Genomic DNA, 16,734 nt, shown 5'->3' with positions numbered 1-16,734 from the left:
AAAATTACTCTAGCAAACCCGGGAAAGCCTTCAGACCACTTTGTCCTCGAAGCGCGCCCCCCGGTACAGGTCCTCGAAAGTCTGCAGGGTGCCTTCGAGGCTGTGCGGTTCCACCATCTGCCGGCTGACCTGGCCCATCACGGCGCGCTGGTCCGCTGGCAGCTCAAGGATCATGGTGATCTTCTTGGCAAGATCATCACTGTCGTTTGGGGTAAACAGGTACCCGTTCTCGCCATCGCGGACCAGATGCGGCAAAGCCATGGCATCCGCCAGCACCACGGGAGTGGAAGCGGACATCGCCTCCAGGGTGACCAGGGACTGCAGCTCCGCAGTCCCTGGCATGCAGAAAAGATCAGCCTTGATGTAGGTCTCCCGCAGCTCCTCGTCGCTGACAAGGCCCAGGAACTTCACCCGGTCCCCCAGGCCCAGCCGCTGGACGAGGGTTTCGAGGGAGGAACGCACCTCGCCGCCACCCACGATTTCCAGGTGCACGTTCAGCTCCGGGGGCGTCTTGCTGATGGCTTCGATCAGCACATCCACATGCTTTTCTTCGGCAAGGCGGCCGGCAAACATCACGGTGGGGTGGGCGTGCGGTTCAATGTGCTCGCCCGGCTGAAGCTCGTAGGCGGCCGAGTCGATGCCGTTCGAGAGCGGCAGGACCTTGCGGAGGAAAGCGTGCTGGTGCATCGCCTTGGCCGCCAGCGGGGTGGGCGTAGTTACCACGTCCGCCCGCCCCATCACCTTGCCCATGTCCTTCCAGGAGATCCGCCCGATGATGTTCTTGAACCATTGCGGAAACGGCAGGAACGGGTTGAGGTTCTCCGGCATGAAGTGATTGGTGGCGACGATCCGGATGCCCCGCTTGTCGGCCTCGTACAGGACATGCTCACCGATCATGTAGTGGCTCTGGATATGCACTACATCAGGCTTAACGCGGTCAAAAAGGAGGCTGATTTCCTTCTTGATTTCCCAGGGAAAGCAGATCCGGAAGTACTCATGCGTGGGCACGCCGTGCGAGCGGAGGCGGTGCACCGTTGCTTCTGACCGGAACTCGGTGAAGCTCTTCCCGTTGTCCGCGCGGCAGGCCAGCACGTGCACGTTGTGGCCCCGGCCCGTCATGCCCTTGGCCAGCCGGTACCCGAACTGGGCTGCCCCGTTGATATGGGGCGGATAGGTGTCCGCGGCGATCAGGATGGTCAGGGGCTGCTGGTCTGCGGGCGTGGTCACGTGGAGAACTCCTGATGGTCACGGTGCGGACAGCTGGCACTGGCAGCACGGTTGGCCGCCGCTATGGGCGGGGGCCTCGTGTAGTGGCTGGACGGACTAGTGGGACGGCCTGCCCGCGGCCTTCCGAGCGTCTTTTTTGCGCTTGGTAACCTCGGGATGGTGCCTTGAAAGGGCTATTACCCCCACGATAGCAAGGGAAGCAGCGGTTCCCATGGCAATGGCCATCACGGCGTGGACATCGGGGCGGAGTTCACCGAGGATGACAATTCCGATGGCGATCCCTACCAGCGGATCGATCACCGTAAGTCCCGCAATCACCAGGTCCGGCGGACCCGCGGAGTAGGCGTTCTGGACAAACCACGAACCCAGACCTCCCGCGGCGATGAGGGCCAGCACCGAGTACCACTGAACGTTCAGCAGGAACAGCCCGTTCGGGTCAAGCAGGTGTTTGCCGATGATCCGGGTGAGCACTGCTACGAAGCCAAACAGTACGCCGGCGCCAAGGATGTAGATAAAAGCGTTGATGCGGTGCTTGAACATCACTGCAAGGGTGCCGAAAAGTCCGACGGCGAGGGCCAGCAGCAGCACGATGGTCAGTTCGGCGTCCAGGCTCACATGGTGGTTTTCCTGGGTGACGTTGACGGCCAGAAGCACAAAAAGCGCAGAGCCCGTCACGCACGCGCTGATGGCCACCACTGTCGCGCGGTTAATGGTGAGGTCCTGGTCCTTGGCATTGATGACGGTTGTGATGACGAGCGCGATGGCGCCGATCGGCTGCACCACGGTGAGCGGGGCGGACACCAGTGCCACCGCGTTCATGGCCATGCCCGCGCACAGCAGCAGGAGGCCGAAAACCCACCGCGGGTTACGGAGGAGGCGGAGGAATCCGTTGGAGCTCAGCGCCAGGCCACCGGTGTCGGCTTTAACCGCGCTCCCCTGGCGCTGGGCACCAAGGGCAAGGCAGAAAGCACCCAGCAGTGCCAGCCCAACCGCCACCCACACCATCAGGAGGTCCCGCCGTCGTGGTCCTGGACCATTCTGCCTTTGCGCAGGATGGCCCAAAAGTAGTTGTAGGCCGCGATCCAGTGCCCAACGAGGCCAAGGCCCAGGACAATCCACGCAGTGACGAGCAGCCCGCCCGAGAACGCGGTGTCCAGCCGGGACAGGACCAGCAGCGGCGTGCCTAGGAGCAGCAGGCCGGTGCGGACCTTGCCCACGGCGCTGACGGGCAGGTCCGGGTGGCCGCCGAAGAATGACAGCGTGAGCACCAGCAGCACGGCGTCCGGGATCAGCAGTGCGGCCAGGTACAGCCAGTGCACAATCCCGGCGATCACCAGCGTGACCGCGACGGCGATCAGCGCCAGCCGGTCCGCGATGGGATCCAGGACCCGGCCAAGCTTGGAGGCCTGGTCAAAGCGGCGCGCTACGTAGCCGTCAATCCAGTCGGTGCAGCCCATCACTGCCAGGACCACTACGGCGGGGCCGTATTCCTTTTGGGCCAGGACCAGCCAGACGAAGAGCGGTACGCCCATGAACCGGACCACAGTGAGCAGGTTGGGGATGGTGAACACGCGGTCATGGTCCACCTGGGGGCGTCCGGGACGGGAGCCGGCACCGATGAACTTCATCCCGACCCCCTTTCCTTCCTGCTGCCCCTCGGGCGCGGGCTAACGGTTCCTGCCGACGGACCTGCCGCGCTGCACGCTGCAGCGCGGGAGGAAGCCTGGTGCTAGTAGGTCCTCAGGAGTTTGCGGACCAGGACGACGAACAAGGTGCCGGCAGCCGCAAAGGCTGCCAGTGGCTTCCACCGGTTACCCAGGCCTCCGGCGGACTCGGAGAGTGCTGCAAGCCGGCGTCCGGCAAGGTCCTTGCCCCGCCCGGCGAGAACCTGGCCCTGGTGGAGCTTGCCCTGGGCGGCAGCCAGCAGGAACTGGGCCTGGGCTTTGACATCGAGCTCATCGCCGAGATCGTCGCGGACCTCTGTGAGGTGGTGGCGGCGCTGGTTGAGGCGGCGGACGAGGTCCGGCTCGGAGGCCTGCGGGTATTCCTTGTTGTGCTCCGCTGCCTTGGCCTCCTTTTCGGCCTTGGCCTTGGCATCGGCCTGCGCCTTGGCAGCCTTGGCCGCTTTTGCCTCGGGGCTTTGCGGATCGAGGATTGCGGGATTGTAGGCGGAGCCTTCCCTCGCGATGCCGATGTCGTGCTTGATGCCGCGGATGGTTTCCTCCGGCAGCAAAGGCATCGCCTTCTTGAATTTGCGCATGCCGATAAGGCCACCGATGAGTGCTATCAGCAGAAAAACCGCAGAGACCAGCAGGGCGGCCAGCCACGCCGGCATGACCGTGGCCAGGCCCATGATCGCGGCAACGATCAGGCCGACCAGCAGGAAGAGGAGGAAGACAAGCGCCACGACGAGGAAGGCTGAGGCAACTCCGACCTGGATACCCTTGCGCTTAAGCTCAATCTTCGCGAAAGCGACTTCGTCATTCAGTTGGCGGGGCGCCAACCGGAAAAGGAGTTTAAGCGTCCCGGGCAGCGCAGCGATGCGCAATCCCGGGCTGGTCCGCCCGCTGTGACGTCCGCTCATCGGTTCCGCCTTACTGTTTCATGGCCAATTCGGCTTCCATGTGCTGCGGGAAAGTGCAGCTGCACAGTCCCCGGCACCAAAAGTATCATTCGGTTGAATGACCGGCCCCCGTGGCTTGCCGGACGGCGCGGCCTACAACGCTGGAGAATTCCCTTAGCCCCCGGCCATAGGATTAATCTCCGTGACCACACCCAGCAATCCGGGCGACCTGTTAAGCCGACGCCGGAAACTTCTGTACATCCTCCTCCTCGGTGCCCTGACGGCCTTGGGTCCGTTCACGATCGATCTTTACCTTCCCGCCTTTCCCGCACTGGAGGCGAGCCTGGGCGTGAGTGAGGCCCAGGTCCAGCTGACCCTCGCCGGAACGACCGTGGGCTTCGCCCTCGGCCAGCTGGTGGTGGGCCCGTTCAGCGACAGGTTCGGCCGGAGGACTCCGCTGATCCTGGCCACGGCCCTGCATATCGCAGCCTCGCTCGGCGCAGCCCTGTCCACGGACATCACCACCCTGGGTATTTTCCGCGTGCTGATGGGGGTGGGCGCTGCCGGCGGCGGCGTGGTGGCGATGGCCATGGTCCGGGACCTGTTCTCCGGCTATGCATTGGTCAGGATGTTCTCCCGCATGTCCCTGGTCAGCGGGCTGGCGCCGATCCTCGCGCCTGTGATTGGCTCCCAGCTGCTCCTGGTGATGCCGTGGCCGGGGATTTTTGTTTTCCTTGCCGCCTACGGCACCCTGGTCATCGTCGCCGCCCTGTTCCTGGTGCGCGAGACGCTGCCGCCGGAAAAACGCCGGCAAAGCGGCATGACAGCCCGCCAGCGCTACCGTGTTCTCTTCACCGACAGGGTTTTCGTTGGGCTGCTGATGGTGGCTGGCCTGAACTTCGGCGGCCTGTTCACCTATCTTTCGGCGTCCCCGTTCCTGTTCCAGGACGTTTTCGGGTTCTCCGCCCAGGAGTACGGCCTGCTCTTCGGCATCAATTCGCTGGGCATCGTGGCCGGAATCCAGACGAGTTCGCGGCTGATCCGCCGCGTGCCGCCGCAGTGGATCCTTGCCGGCGCCACGGCGTGGATGTTCGTGATGGCAATGCTGATCGTGGTGTTCGACCAGCTGGGGTTCGGCCTCTGGGGCGTGATGGTCCCGCTGTGGTTCTACATCATGGGCACCGGCTTCATGTTTCCCTGCGTGCAGGTGCTCGCCCTGGCCAGCCACGCCGCCCAGGCCGGCACCGCTGCTTCCCTGCTCGGCTTCGCGACCTTCATGATGGCCGGACTCATCTCCCCTGTGGTCGGCTGGCTGGGCATCAACAGCGCAGCTCCCATGGGCGCCGTGCAGGGTGCCTGCATCCTGCTGGCCATCGCAGCCCTCTGGCTGGTGGTACGGCCACGCACCGTCCCCTCGATCCACTGAAGCCATGAAGCATCCACGGCGAAAGCCGCACCGGAACCGCCGGGGCCTGTTCCTCGGAGCGGTGCTTGGCGCCGTCGCCGGCTATTTTGCAGGCCGGGCCCTGGGCAACCCTGCCATGGGGATCGCCCTGGGCATGATTGCAGGAGCGGCTTTGCTGTACCGCGTCAACCCGGGGCCCTGGAACCGGCCCTGACACTGGCCGCAGGGCTTCCCCGACGTTCCCGCGGCACGGCCGGGCCGCGGCGCCATGTCTGCCGTCGCGGTGCCCTACGGGATAAACTGTGTCCGTGTCCCGCCGGCAGAACCAACCGCCGCTTCCGGCCACGTGGCAACGGTGCGATGCCCGGATACTGCCACTGTGGTGGGACCGGCTGCGTGCCCAGAGCGGCGAGCAGTCCGCCGCCCTCTACGCCGCCGGCCTGTTTACGGAGGACCGCCGCCGTCCGATCGCCCAGTGGTACAACCCCGCCTTCAAGGCCGCGCTGCTGGTAGCCCCGGAAACCTCACCCGAGTGGCCCGTCCAGCGCTTTGGGATCTTCTATGCGCCGCCGGAAACGGGCTTTGTGCGCGTCCATTCGGCGCCGCATGAGTGGAACCCGCGCCAGCCGCGGAGGTCGCCTACCGAGCAGGAGGCGTTCCTGGCCGCCGTAGCCGAGGCGGAGCGGTTTCTTCAAGTGGAGATGGACTTCGTCTAGGAAAGAAAAATCCCCGTCTCCAATGGAGGAACGGGGATTTTTCTCTTGGCTCCTCCTGCTGGACTTGAACCAGCAACCCTTCGATTAACAGTCGAATGCTCTGCCAATTGAGCTAAGGAGGAATGAAGCAGGTATGACATTAGCAAAGGATCCACGCCAAAGTGAAATCGGCGGTTTTGCCGGGCCGGGAAGGCTTTGAGGGTACAAAAAAATCCCCGTTCCGGAGTCCGGAACGGGGATTGCGCGCTCCTCCTGCTGGACTTGAACCAGCAACCCTTCGATTAACAGTCGAATGCTCTGCCAATTGAGCTAAGGAGGAATGAAGCGGGTATTAGCCTAGCAAAGGTGTGGCCGGGAAACGAAATCGGGGCGGGCGGGGTGGTGCGGCGAACGGATCAGGCATCCGCACGCAAAGCGCGGCGTTCCATTTCGAGCATCATGAGCTCGCGGTTGAGCCGCTGGTAGGTCTCGGGATCCGCCCCCGGGTCCAGCCGCTGGAGCTGGCCCATCTTGTCCGCCTTGGTCCGGGTGATCTGGAGTTCGAAAAGCCGCGCGAGGATGTCCCGGCAATACTTTTGCACTGCTTCCTCCGTGCTGGCGGGCAATGGCACCACAGCCAGTTCGGACACCAGGGGCCGCAGCGGTTCGGGGACTTCGTTCATCACATGCTCCACCCAGCGCACGGGATCGGCCGTGAGGGCAGGGTCCGTGGCGCGCATGGCGTCGTGGACCGCCTGGAAAGCCGGGGTGGCGAACCGGGCAGCGGAAAAGCGCTCCCAGACCCCTCCACCGAGCAGTGCGGGTTCCTGCAGTGCCACCTCCAGGGCCTGCCGCTCCATGGACGCCACAGGATCGCGCGGGTCCGGGCGGTGGAAGGACGGGACGGCGCCCTGCACCGGCCCGGCAGCGACGCCCGGACCGCCCGGCAGGGCGGCACGTGCGGAAGTCCGGGCATCTGTTGCGGGTGGCCCTGCCTGGTCTCCGCGTTTTACCGCGGCAGTTACCAGGCGCAGCACTTCGTTGGGGTCCGGCATGCCCAGCCAGCCCGTGAGCGCCTGGCAGTATCCGGTGCGGGTGGATGCGTCACGGATGGCGGCAACCACCGGTACGGACGCTTTCAGGCCCTGCACCCGGCCTTCCACGGTGTCCAGGTTAAACTGCTGAAGCGTGCTGCGGATGGCGAATTCGAAGAGCGGCCGCCGGGACTCCACCAGCGCGTGCACGGCCTCGTCGCCCCTGGTCTGGCGCAGGTCGCACGGATCAGCGCCCGTGGGCTCCACGGCAACAAAGGTCTGGGCGGTGAAACGCTGGTCCTCTTCAAAGGCACGCAATGCCGCCTTCTGACCCGCGGCGTCACCGTCGAAGGTGAAGATGACCTCTCCCCCGGTGCCGTCGTCGGACAGCAGCCTGCGGGCGACCTTGATGTGCTCGGTGCCGAACGCGGTGCCGCAGGTGGCCACCGCCGTCGGGATCCCTGCCAGATGGCAGGCCATCACATCCGTATAGCCCTCTACCACCACCAGCTGCCGGTCCCTGGCGATGTTGCGCTTGGCGAGGTCGATGCCGTACAGCACCTGGGATTTTTTGTAGAGGGTGGTCTCCGGGGTGTTCAGGTACTTGGGCCCTTGATCGTCTTCGTAGAGCTTCCGGGCACCGAAGCCGATGGTGTCGCCGGCGATGTCGCGGATGGGCCAGATGAGGCGGCCGCGGAACCGGTCGTAAATGCCGCGGTTTCCTTCAGAGAACATGCCGGTGAGCTTCAGCTCGGAATCGGTGAAGCCGCGGTTGCGCAGGTGCTTGAGCAGCGAGTCCCAGCCCTGCGGGGCGTAGCCGACGCCGAACTGCTCGGCGGCGGCGCGGTCGAACCCGCGGCCGTGCAGGAAGGTCCGCCCCTCGGCGGCACCGGGCGTCAGCAGCTGCGCCTGGAAGAACTCATCCGCAATTTTGTGGGCATCCAGCAGCCGCTGCCGCCGCCCGACTTCCTCGCGGCTGGGCCCTGTTCCGCCGTCTTCGTACCGGAGTTCGTAGCCGATCCGGGCTGCCAGCTTCTCCACGGCCTCCTGGAAGGAGCTGTGGTCCTGCTTCTGGACGAACGCGATGACGTCGCCGTCCTCGCCGCAGCCGAAGCAGTGGTAGCGGCCTACCTGGGGGCGGACGGTGAAGGACGGCGAGCGCTCGTCGTGGAACGGACACAGGCCCTTGAAGGTGCCCAGCCCCGCGCCCTTGAGCGTGACGTAGCCGTCCACCACTTCCTTGATGTCAGTGCGCTGGCGTACTTCGTCGATGTCTTCACGTTTGATCAGCCCAGCCACAGAGCCATCCTAGCCCCGGGGTACGACTGCGCCGGGCGCCTTATGGCGTTCCTCACCACAGTGACGGAAGGCTCCCCACCAGGCGTTCATACATAGCGAGCGCCGAACCGTCGGTGAGTGACGCCACCTGGTCGATTACGACGCGAAGGCGGGCTCCGTCGTCGGGAGCGTCACGCCAGTCCGCCGCGAACATCGGCTCGAGATGACGGTCCCCGGTGGCGCTCAGGGCGGTTACCAGGGCGTGCAGCACCTCGCGCTGGCGCTCGTAGATCGGCTGGCGGTGCTCGGTGGTCATCACGAAGGTGGTGGCCAGGCCTTTCATGACCGCGATCTCCATGATGGTCTCGTCCGGCACCATGAGCTGGGCGTTGTAGCGGGTCAGGTTTTCCGGGCCGTAGACCGCACGCGTGGTTTCCAGGGCGCTCTGGCAGAACCGGCCAATGAGCTGGCTGGTCATGTTTTTCAGGGCTGCCATGGACTTGCGGCTGCCGTCCGCTTCGCGCACCCACACGTCGGTTGCCTCCAGCCGGGCCAGGGCGGCATCGATGGCGGCGGGGTCGTTGTGCGGCAGGTACCACTGCCTGGCATAACCCACCACCCGGGCGCGGTGGTCCGGGTTGTCCATCCAGCGGAGCTGGAAGTGTCCGGCGACGATCGCGTCCTCGACGTCGTGGACCGAATAGGAGATGTCGTCGGCGAGGTCCATGACCTGCGCCTCCAGGCAGGACCGGCGTTCCGGTGCGCCTTCGCGGATCCAGTTGAAGATGGGGAGATCGTCCTCGTAGGCGCCGAACTTGCTGGTCCTTTGGCCGTGGATCACCGGGGCTTCCAGCGCGGACCAGGGGTACTTCGCTGCCGCGTCGAGGCTGGCCCGGGTGAGGTTCAGCCCGGCCGGCTGGTTGTCTGCCGTCAGCACCTTGGGTTCGAGGCGGGTCAGCAGCCGGAGGGTCTGGGCGTTGCCTTCGAAACCGCCGATGGCGTGGGCCACCTCGTTCAGCGCCGATTCCCCGTTGTGGCCGAACGGCGGGTGGCCGAGGTCATGGCTGAGGCAGGCAGTGTCCACCACGTCAGGGTCGCAGCCAAGGGCGCGTCCCAGTTCGCGGCCCACCTGCGCCACTTCCAGGCTGTGGGTGAGGCGGGTGCGGACAAAGTCGTCAGTGTCCGGCGCCACCACCTGGGTCTTGGCCCCGAGCCTGCGCAGCGCGGAGGAATGCAGCACCCGGGCGCGGTCACGCTCAAAGTCCGACCGGTAAATGTTCTTGGGCGGCTCTTCCACCCAGCGGGCGGAATCATGGGTGTCATAGCCCGGCAGGACCGGGGCAGCAGTGCGCGTTTCAGCCACCGGAAACATCCAGTTCCGCCGCAGCAATGTCCCGGGACTGGTCCGCGTTCAACGCCCGCGAGTCCAGCCAGTCCTTGGGCAGGGCAGGCCTCTTCGGCGAGCCCGCGCGGCCCCGGGGACCCTCGGCGTCGTTGCCCGGGTACGGCGATTCAAGGTCCAGTTCGGCGAGCGTATCCCGCAGCACCTGCAGGCTGGTCACCAGGGCCAGCCGGGTCCGCAGTTCCCCGCCCACCACGTATCCCTTGAAGTACCAGGCAATGTGTTTGCGGATCTCGCGCAGCGCCTTGCCCTCGTCGCCGAAGGTTTCCACCATAAGTTCGGCGTGCCGGTACACGCCCTCGGCCACCTGGCGCAGGTTGGGCCGGAAGCGGGTGTCGCTGCCTTCGAAGGCTGCCTGCAGGTCCCCGAACAGCCAAGGCCGGCCCTGGCAGCCGCGCCCCACCACCACGCCGTCAACACCGGTGTCGCGGACCATCCGCACAGCGTCTTCGGCAGACCAGATGTCGCCGTTGCCGAGCACCGGAATGTCTGGCAGCGCCTCGCGAAGGCGGGCGATCGCGGACCAGTCCGCCTGTCCCGAGTAGAACTGGGCCGCGGTCCTGCCGTGCAGGGCGACGGCGGCAACACCGGAATCCCGGGCGATGCGGCCGGCGTCTAGGTACGTGAGGTGGTCGTCGTCGATGCCCTTGCGCATCTTGATGGTGAGCGGGACGTTGCCCTTTGAGGCCTCCCTGACGGCGGTCTGCACGATCGAGGTGAAGAGGTCGATTTTCCAGGGCAAGGCTGAGCCGCCGCCGCGACGGGTGACCTTGGGTACGGGGCACCCGAAGTTCAGGTCGATGTGGTCTGCCCGGTCTTCCTCCACCAGCATCCGGACGGCGCGGCCCACTGTTCCAGGGTCCACACCGTACAACTGGACGGACCGGACTTTTTCGTCATCATCGTGGGAGATGATGCGCAGGGACTCAGGCGTCCGTTCCACCAGCGCGCGCGAGGTGACCATCTCCGCCACGTACATGCCGCCGCCGTATTCACGGCACAACCGGCGGAAAGCCGAGTTGGTGATGCCGGCCATGGGCGCCAGGATCACCGGGGTGTCCACGGTGATGGGGCCCAGCCTCAGGGGCGGGAGTTCCAGCTTGGGGGCGGGAGGAGTTGCAACAGTCACCTGTCCATTGTTGCAAAGCCGGGCAAATCGGGCGTGCGCGCGGGTCCCGCTCCCCCGGTGACCGCCGCCGTCAGTCCCGCTCGGCCGCCCTACGCCCCCGCCGGGTTTGCAGGGCAGCGGCGGCAAGCGTGCCTGTATCGCTGACGTCGTCCGGGTTGACGGCGGGCTGGGGCGGACGGGCCGGCCTTTCAGCAGCGGCGGCTTCACCCTGGCCCGATTCCGTTTGGAGGCCTCCGGAACCCGCGGGCTCCACTGCCCGTGCGCCGGTGGCCTTCACCACCAGCACGGCAATGAGGGTGGTGACCGGAATTGCCAGGACCAGGCCGATGGAGCCGACCAGGGTCCGGATGACCTCCTCCGACAACTCCGCGCTGGTGAGGGTGTCCGCGAGCGGGCGGTCGTAGAGCATCACGATGATGAGGATCGGCAGGGCGGCTCCGGCGTAGGCGAAGGCGATGGTGTAGACGGTGGAGGCGATGTGGTCGCGTCCGATGCGCATGGCGGAGGTGAACAGTTTCCGTGCGCTGCTGCCCGGTGCCAGTTCGTACAGCTCCCACACGGCGGAGGACTGGGTGATGGTCACGTCATTCAGGACACCGAGTCCGGAGATGATGAGCCCGCACAGGATCACACCCGAGATGGAGATGTTGGTTGAGGTGTTCACCAGGGTGGTTGCCTCGTGATTGCCCACGCCGGCAAGGTTTGCGGCGCCGGTGGCCCAGGCTGCCAGGAGCGCTGTTATTCCGAGCCCGAACATGGTGCCCAGGAGGGCGGTGGACGTCCGGGCCGAGAAGCCGTGGGCGAAGTACAGCACCCCGATCATGATCACGGTCGACCCCACCAGGGCCAGCAGCAGCGGCGGTTTGCCTTCGACCAGGCCTGGAAGCATAAAGCCGGCCAGCACGAGGTAGGCCCCCACGAGTCCGATCAGCGCCCGGAGGCCCCGCCAGCGGGCAACTGCGATGACCACCGCAGCGTAAAGCAGTGCGAGCAGGACTATCGGCAGGGTCCGGACGAAGTCCACGAAGATGAAGGCGGGTGAACCCTGGGAGGCGGAGGCGCCCTGGGCGTTGGAAAGGTTCAGGTACCGGATCTGGTCGCCAGGCTTCACCCCGTGCGACTTGGCGACATCCGGGTTGATGACCACCTTGACGGGGCTTCCGCCCTTGTCCGGTTCGGTAAAGGCAAACGTACAGTCAGATCCCTGCTGGCTTTGTCCCTGTTGGTTTTGGCTTTGCTGGGTTTGGCTTTGCTCGCCCGGCCCCTGCTGGGCGACGCCCTGCATGCAGTTCTCGGTGACGACGCTTTGGATGGATCCGGTGTCGAACGTGACCCCCGGAGCGGCGGAGTAGGGGTTGGCCAGGGAGATGCCCTCCTTGCTTCCGGAGGGCCAGAGCATCGCCATGCCGGCCAGGGTCAGGAGCGTCAGGGGAATCAGCACCGCGGCGAGGATCCTGTTTGCCTTCCGGCGGGCGGCCATTGCCTGCGGTGAAGGCTCCGCATGGCCTGTGGAAGCGTGGGAGTGACCGGAGCCCATCAGCAGTAGAACCTCATACCTTGAACTCTACGTCCGGCACCATAGGGTTGATAAATGGACCGTCAGAACTGGGAGGAACCGGGCATGGCCAACCGCAGCACGGGAGAAAGCGGCCGTTTCAATGCCGCCGGAACTGCTTCTGACGCCGCCCCCCAGGCCGCACTCAGTGTTCTTCCGGCGTCCGGGCCCACCTTGGGGGTTGCCCTGGTGCTGCACGGCGGAAAATCGCACAGCCGCGAGCCGGTGGAAGCCATCCACCTGAGCCCGGCACGGATGATCCCCTTTGCGCGGCACCTGCACCGGGCCGGCCGGCAGAACGGACTGGCGGTGTGGTCCCTCCGCAACAGCGTGCGCGGCTGGAACGGCGCCGACATGTCGCCGCTGCAGGATGCGCGTTGGGCCCTTGAACAGATCAGCAGCCGGCACCCGGGCGTTCCGGTGTTCCTGGTGGGGCACTCGATGGGCGGCCTGACTGCCGTCTGCGCTGCAGACCACCCCCAGGTGGAAGCTGTTGTTGCCCTGGCGCCCTGGCTCAGCACCGGGACTCCGGTTTCGGCAGTGGCCGGCCGGAAGGTGCTCATTGTCCACGGCACCGTCGACAGGTGGACCAGCCCGCCGGCGTCGCTCGCGTTCGCCCGCCGGGCCGCCGCAGGTGCCCAGTCGATGCAGTACGTTGCCCTGAAAGGCGTGGGGCACTTCATGTTCCGCAAGATCGGCCTGTGGCATTCGCTGTCCACGGGATTTGTGCTGAAGGCATTCCACGACGCAACCGGGGCGGATGTTGCCCTTCCCCGCGGGTTTGGCCAGCTGCTGCCGGCATCGGCCGTCCAGGTGACCCTGTAACGCTGCAGAGAGGCTGCCCGCATGACCCGCAGTTAACGCCGGGGACGATCGCTGCGGGTCAGGTGGGTCAGTCTTCCTAGTCCGACACGACCAGGGTTTCGGAACCGGAGAGCCGCGCCTTGCCGTTTTCGAGGAGGGGCTCGACGGCGGCGCGAAGGGCCGTCATTGAATCGTCCAGTTCCAGCATGACCGGGTGCTGGTAAGCAATCAGCGCGAGCATGTCCCGGACGGCCTCGGCGGCGTCCTCCGGGGCAAGCGCGGGTTCGTGCCCAACGAACACGTCAGTAGGAACCTGTTCCCCCTGCGGCGCCGTGTCCTGTTCCGGGCCCTGCGCCTGGGCTGCATAACTCACTGCGAAAGCCCTGATCCGGCCCTTCCTGCTGGGCGAAACCCCCGCCCCGAACGCGGACTCCGGCTGCGCACGCAGCACGATGGCCCCGTGCGCGCCGGTCAGATCGTCCAGGAACAGCTTCTGCACCTGGCCCACGGACAGCACACCCGGCGAATCCCAGTCGTGGATGGCCGTGTAATAGCGGCCCACCACATCGGTCAGCTCCACGGACCCGGTAGCCAGGTCCATCACGACGTCGGAGCCTGCGTTCTCATCGTTCGCCGGCCCGCCGTCGTGGTCCTTGGCCGGGAAGACCGGAAGCCGCAGGGCGCCCGGCTCCACAACCACCAGCCGGGACCGCTGGATAGGCGAAAGGTCGAAATGCTCTGCGAAGGCGGCACCCGGAGTGCCCGGCTCCACCTTGGCCCGTAACCTGGACACGCCCGACGGCGACTGCCCGGCTTCGCGGCGCAGCATGGTCAGGAGCGTGGCGCCGATGCCGGAGCGGCGGTGATCGCGTGCCACCTCAATGTAGGCCCACAGCCGCTCGGGGTGCAGTGAGGCCTCGTAGACAACGCCAGCCGCAACCGGAATGCCGACGCCGTCAATGACGTCCTCGGCCACGATGCAGCGCCGCCATGGCGAGCCGCTTCCGTCCGATGACGGTGCCAGGGCGCCGCGGAACTGCCGCGCCTGGTACGTTTCGGGGCCGCCCCAGATTTCCAGGAGGGCCAGGTCGTCGCCCTCGCGCCATTCGCGGTATTCGATGGCCATGGCTAGGCGCCGATCAGGCGGGCGGCCAGGTAGCCCTCCACCTTGTCCAGGGAGACGCGTTCCTGGCTCATGGTGTCCCGCTCGCGGATGGTGACGGCCTGGTCCTCGAGGGTGTCGAAGTCCACCGTGATGCAGAACGGGGTGCCGATTTCGTCCTGGCGGCGGTAGCGGCGGCCGATGGCCCCGGCGTCGTCGAAGTCGATGTTCCAGTTCTTCCGCAGCTGCGCGCCGAGGTCCTTGGCTTTCGGGGACAGGTCCTCGTTGCGGCTCAGCGGCAGCACGGCTGCCTTGACCGGGGCCAGGCGCGGATCCAGCTTCAGGACAGTGCGGACGTCTACGCCGCCCTTGGCGTTGGGGGCTTCGTCCTCCGTGTACGCGTCCACCAGGAACGCCATAAAGGACCGGGTGAGGCCGGCCGCAGGCTCGATCACGTACGGGGTGTAGCGCTCGTTCGTGGCCTGGTTGAAGTAGCTCAGGTCCGTGCCGGAGGCCTTGGCATGAGTGGAGAGGTCAAAATCCGTGCGGTTGGCGATGCCTTCAAGCTCGCCCCATTCCGAGCCCTGGAAACCGAAGCGGTACTCGATGTCCGTGGTGCCCTTGGAGTAGTGGCTCAGCTTTTCCTGCGGGTGCTCGAAAAAGCGGAGGTTTTCCTGGCGGATGCCCAGGCCCGTGTACCAGGACATGCGCTCCTTCATCCAGTACTGGTGCCATTCCTCGTCCGTGCCGGGCTCGACGAAGAACTCCATTTCCATCTGCTCGAACTCGCGGGTGCGGAAGATGAAGTTTCCCGGCGTGATCTCGTTGCGGAAGGACTTGCCGATCTGGCCGATGCCGAACGGCGGCTTCTTGCGCGAAGTGGTGAGCACGTTGTTGAAGTTCACGAAGATACCCTGAGCCGTTTCCGGCCGCAGGTAGTGCATGCCTTCCTCGCTGGCCACGGGACCCAAAAAGGTTTTGAGCAGGCCGGAGAACTCCTGGGGTTCGGTCCACTCGCCGCGGGTGCCGCAGTTCGCGCAGGCAATGTCCTTCAGGCCGTTCTCGGCAGGGCGGCCCTTCTTTTCCTCGTATTCTTCCTCAAGGTGGTCCGCACGGTAGCGCTTGTGGCAAGACAGGCACTCCACCAGGGGATCGGAGAAGACCTCCACGTGGCCGGAGGCTTCCCATACCTGGCGGGGCAGGATGACGGAGGAATCCAGGCCCACCACGTCCTCGCGGCCGCGGACCATGGACTGCCACCACTGGCGCTTGATGTTTTCCTTCAGCTCCGCGCCGAGGGGCCCGTAGTCCCAGGCAGAACGCGAACCTCCGTAGATCTCACCGGCCTGGAACACAAAACCCCTCCGCTTGGAGAGGGAAATGACCTGGTCGAGAACGGATTTTGCTGCCATGGGGAAAACTCCAATTTCTACAGGGCCGCTGGGTGCGGTCCGCGGTTTTTCGGGCCCGCGGTAAGCCGGCGGTGTGCAACCGCTGGCTGCCGCGGGGGCGGATGAAGGAAGATGCAGAAAGCTGCGTGACCTAGCCTACCGGTGCCCACTGTGGAGCGCGCCCCGAGGCCAGGGCAGGGTGGCCAGGATGATGGCCGCGAGAGTGAGGATGGTGCCGAGCACTGTGGCCGGGGCAACCACGCTTCCGGGCGCCGGCAGGATCACGTCGAGGGCGAGCGAGCCGAGCAACTGCCCGGCGATCATGCCCAACCCCGTCACCAGGACGCCCAGGCTGCGCACCAGCAGGGCGCCCAAACCGATGAACACGCACCCCATCGGGCCGCCAACGTAGTACCACCACTCCCCCGGCAACGGATTGCCCGGCCCGGCAACGGCCACCTTGATGGCATACGCCGTCCAGAGGACCAGCGAACCTGCCACGAAATTGACCAGGGTAGCTGCAATGGGCGTGCCGTAATGGGCTGTTGCCGTTCCGTTCATGGCCTGCTGGAAGCTCATCAGGAACCCGGCCGCGACGGGAAGAAGGAGGGGAAGCACCAGGAAAGCAGGACCGCCGTCGTGCGCTCCCCCGCCGGTTCCGGTGAACCGGGGCGAAACTGCCCAGGCGACAGCGGCGATGGTCAGCAGGCAGCCGATGAGCCGGATCGCGGTGACGGGTCTCTTGCCTGCCGGCCCGATGCCCAACCGGTCCACGAGCAGGCCGCTGACGGTTTGGCCGGTAACGGTGGCAACCGTGAAGAGGGCAACACCCAGGATGCCCACCGTGAAGGACTGGGCAAAAACGAACAGCGCCCCGATCCCGCCGGCGAAAACATAAACCCGGGGAAAGGCCCTGCTGCGGACGGCAGGTACGATCCGCGCCAGCCCGGCCCGGCCGCGCGGCAGCAGCAGCGAGATCAGGATCATCACCACAAGGCCTGTGCTGAAACTCACGACGGAAGCGGCAATGCCGTCGTCCAAACGGGCACCAAGGGCACCGTTGACACGGCCCTGAAGCGGAATGGCCAGCCCAGCGCCCACCGCCAACGGCAGGCCTGCGAGCAGCGGCAGGCGGGGGCTGGAGGTCAC

15 protein-coding genes and 2 tRNA genes are annotated in these 16,734 nt (G+C 66.0%); 4 read left to right on the top strand and 13 right to left on the bottom strand.

Translation table 11 applies throughout. The annotated features are described in order from the left end of the window. Positions 1-30 precede the first annotated feature (30 nt). From AC5RT4_RS01755 to AC5RT4_RS01740, 4 genes are all read right to left on the bottom strand, one after another. On the bottom strand, positions 31-1,227 hold the full coding sequence (locus AC5RT4_RS01755; RefSeq protein ID WP_494104692.1) for a glycosyltransferase: 1,197 nt from the start codon (positions 1,225-1,227) through the stop codon (positions 31-33). 96 nt (positions 1,228-1,323) lie between these two features. Next, a complete protein-coding gene (locus AC5RT4_RS01750; RefSeq protein WP_494040920.1) occupies positions 1,324-2,232 on the bottom strand; it encodes a DMT family transporter in 909 nt (302 codons plus the stop codon). Further along, positions 2,232-2,855: a CDP-alcohol phosphatidyltransferase family protein gene (locus AC5RT4_RS01745; protein WP_494040921.1), complete on the bottom strand. Its 624-nt coding sequence runs from the start codon at positions 2,853-2,855 to the stop codon at positions 2,232-2,234. Before AC5RT4_RS01745 ends, AC5RT4_RS01750 begins: the two co-directional genes overlap by 1 nt. Before the next feature lie 101 nt (positions 2,856-2,956). After that, positions 2,957-3,811, bottom strand: a complete 855-nt coding sequence (locus AC5RT4_RS01740) for a phage holin family protein (protein WP_494104691.1) — start codon at positions 3,809-3,811, stop codon at positions 2,957-2,959. 181 nt (positions 3,812-3,992) lie between these two features. Between AC5RT4_RS01740 and AC5RT4_RS01735 the strand changes: the two genes are divergently transcribed. The 3 genes from AC5RT4_RS01735 (at position 3,993) to AC5RT4_RS01725 (ending at position 5,911) form a co-directional block, all read left to right on the top strand. Next, the gene (locus tag AC5RT4_RS01735; protein ID WP_494040923.1) at positions 3,993-5,216 is read left to right on the top strand and encodes a multidrug effflux MFS transporter; all 1,224 of its coding nucleotides are present in this window, start codon (positions 3,993-3,995) and stop codon (positions 5,214-5,216) included. Positions 5,217-5,220: 4 nt separating this feature from the next. Further along, positions 5,221-5,409, top strand: a complete 189-nt coding sequence (locus AC5RT4_RS01730; protein WP_494040924.1) for a hypothetical protein — start codon at positions 5,221-5,223, stop codon at positions 5,407-5,409. Positions 5,410-5,503: 94 nt separating this feature from the next. Further along, a complete protein-coding gene (locus AC5RT4_RS01725) occupies positions 5,504-5,911 on the top strand; it encodes a hypothetical protein (RefSeq protein WP_494040925.1) in 408 nt (135 codons plus the stop codon). 46 nt (positions 5,912-5,957) lie between these two features. Here AC5RT4_RS01725 and AC5RT4_RS01720 read toward each other — a convergent pair. The 6 genes from AC5RT4_RS01720 to AC5RT4_RS01695 form a co-directional block, all read right to left on the bottom strand. Next, positions 5,958-6,033, bottom strand: a tRNA-Asn gene (locus AC5RT4_RS01720). 124 nt (positions 6,034-6,157) lie between these two features. Then, positions 6,158-6,230: transfer RNA gene (locus AC5RT4_RS01715), tRNA-Asn, on the bottom strand. 76 nt (positions 6,231-6,306) lie between these two features. After that, positions 6,307-8,223, bottom strand: coding sequence for a DNA primase (gene dnaG, locus AC5RT4_RS01710; RefSeq protein ID WP_494104690.1), 1,917 nt, complete (start codon positions 8,221-8,223; stop codon positions 6,307-6,309). 52 nt (positions 8,224-8,275) lie between these two features. Next, complete coding sequence (locus AC5RT4_RS01705; protein WP_494040927.1) at positions 8,276-9,574, bottom strand: deoxyguanosinetriphosphate triphosphohydrolase; 1,299 nt, start codon at positions 9,572-9,574, stop codon at positions 8,276-8,278. Continuing rightward, positions 9,558-10,733 carry a tRNA dihydrouridine synthase DusB gene (gene dusB, locus AC5RT4_RS01700; RefSeq protein WP_494040928.1) on the bottom strand — a complete coding sequence of 392 codons (1,176 nt, stop codon included), beginning with the start codon at positions 10,731-10,733 and terminating at the stop codon, positions 9,558-9,560. Before dusB ends, AC5RT4_RS01705 begins: the two co-directional genes overlap by 17 nt. Positions 10,734-10,803: 70 nt before the next feature. Beyond that, positions 10,804-12,270, bottom strand: a complete 1,467-nt coding sequence (locus AC5RT4_RS01695; protein ID WP_494104689.1) for a YibE/F family protein — start codon at positions 12,268-12,270, stop codon at positions 10,804-10,806. Between the two features lie 84 nt (positions 12,271-12,354). On the opposite strand from AC5RT4_RS01695, the gene AC5RT4_RS01690 reads away from it, so the two are divergent. Next, positions 12,355-13,113 (top strand): alpha/beta hydrolase, encoded by a 759-nt coding sequence (locus AC5RT4_RS01690; protein WP_494104735.1) that lies wholly within the window; start codon positions 12,355-12,357, stop codon positions 13,111-13,113. 76 nt (positions 13,114-13,189) lie between these two features. Here the strand turns inward: AC5RT4_RS01690 and AC5RT4_RS01685 are convergent, their stop codons facing one another. The 3 genes from AC5RT4_RS01685 to AC5RT4_RS01675 all read right to left on the bottom strand — a co-directional run bounded on the left by AC5RT4_RS01685 (position 13,190) and on the right by AC5RT4_RS01675 (position 16,734). Then, a complete protein-coding gene (locus AC5RT4_RS01685; RefSeq protein WP_494104688.1) occupies positions 13,190-14,218 on the bottom strand; it encodes a GNAT family N-acetyltransferase in 1,029 nt (342 codons plus the stop codon). Between the two features lie 2 nt (positions 14,219-14,220). Further along, a complete protein-coding gene (locus AC5RT4_RS01680) occupies positions 14,221-15,606 on the bottom strand; it encodes a glycine--tRNA ligase (RefSeq protein WP_494104687.1) in 1,386 nt (461 codons plus the stop codon). 135 nt (positions 15,607-15,741) lie between these two features. Then, positions 15,742-16,734 carry a DMT family transporter gene (locus tag AC5RT4_RS01675; RefSeq protein ID WP_494040932.1) on the bottom strand — a complete coding sequence of 331 codons (993 nt, stop codon included), beginning with the start codon at positions 16,732-16,734 and terminating at the stop codon, positions 15,742-15,744.

Source organism: Arthrobacter sp. sptzw42, from assembly GCF_059089685.1.
The sequence above is the reverse complement of the archived record's forward strand: the minus strand, read 5'-3'. Positions and strand labels throughout refer to the sequence as shown.

Bases quoted from the DNA above. Each gene is read 5' to 3' on its own strand.
- AC5RT4_RS01680 (WP_494104687.1), bottom strand. From the start codon at position 15,606: ATGGCAGCAAAATCCGTTCTCGACCAGGTCATTTCCCTCTCCAAGCGG.
- AC5RT4_RS01685 (WP_494104688.1), bottom strand. From the start codon at position 14,218: ATGGCCATCGAATACCGCGAATGGCGCGAGGGCGACGACCTGGCCCTC.
- AC5RT4_RS01745 (WP_494040921.1), bottom strand. From the start codon at position 2,855: ATGAAGTTCATCGGTGCCGGCTCCCGTCCCGGACGCCCCCAGGTGGAC.
- AC5RT4_RS01690 (WP_494104735.1), top strand. From the start codon at position 12,355: ATGGCCAACCGCAGCACGGGAGAAAGCGGCCGTTTCAATGCCGCCGGA.
- AC5RT4_RS01750 (WP_494040920.1), bottom strand. From the start codon at position 2,232: ATGGTGTGGGTGGCGGTTGGGCTGGCACTGCTGGGTGCTTTCTGCCTT.
- AC5RT4_RS01730 (WP_494040924.1), top strand. From the start codon at position 5,221: ATGAAGCATCCACGGCGAAAGCCGCACCGGAACCGCCGGGGCCTGTTC.
- AC5RT4_RS01705 (WP_494040927.1), bottom strand. From the start codon at position 9,574: ATGTTTCCGGTGGCTGAAACGCGCACTGCTGCCCCGGTCCTGCCGGGC.
- AC5RT4_RS01740 (WP_494104691.1), bottom strand. From the start codon at position 3,811: ATGAGCGGACGTCACAGCGGGCGGACCAGCCCGGGATTGCGCATCGCT.
- AC5RT4_RS01695 (WP_494104689.1), bottom strand. From the start codon at position 12,270: ATGGGCTCCGGTCACTCCCACGCTTCCACAGGCCATGCGGAGCCTTCA.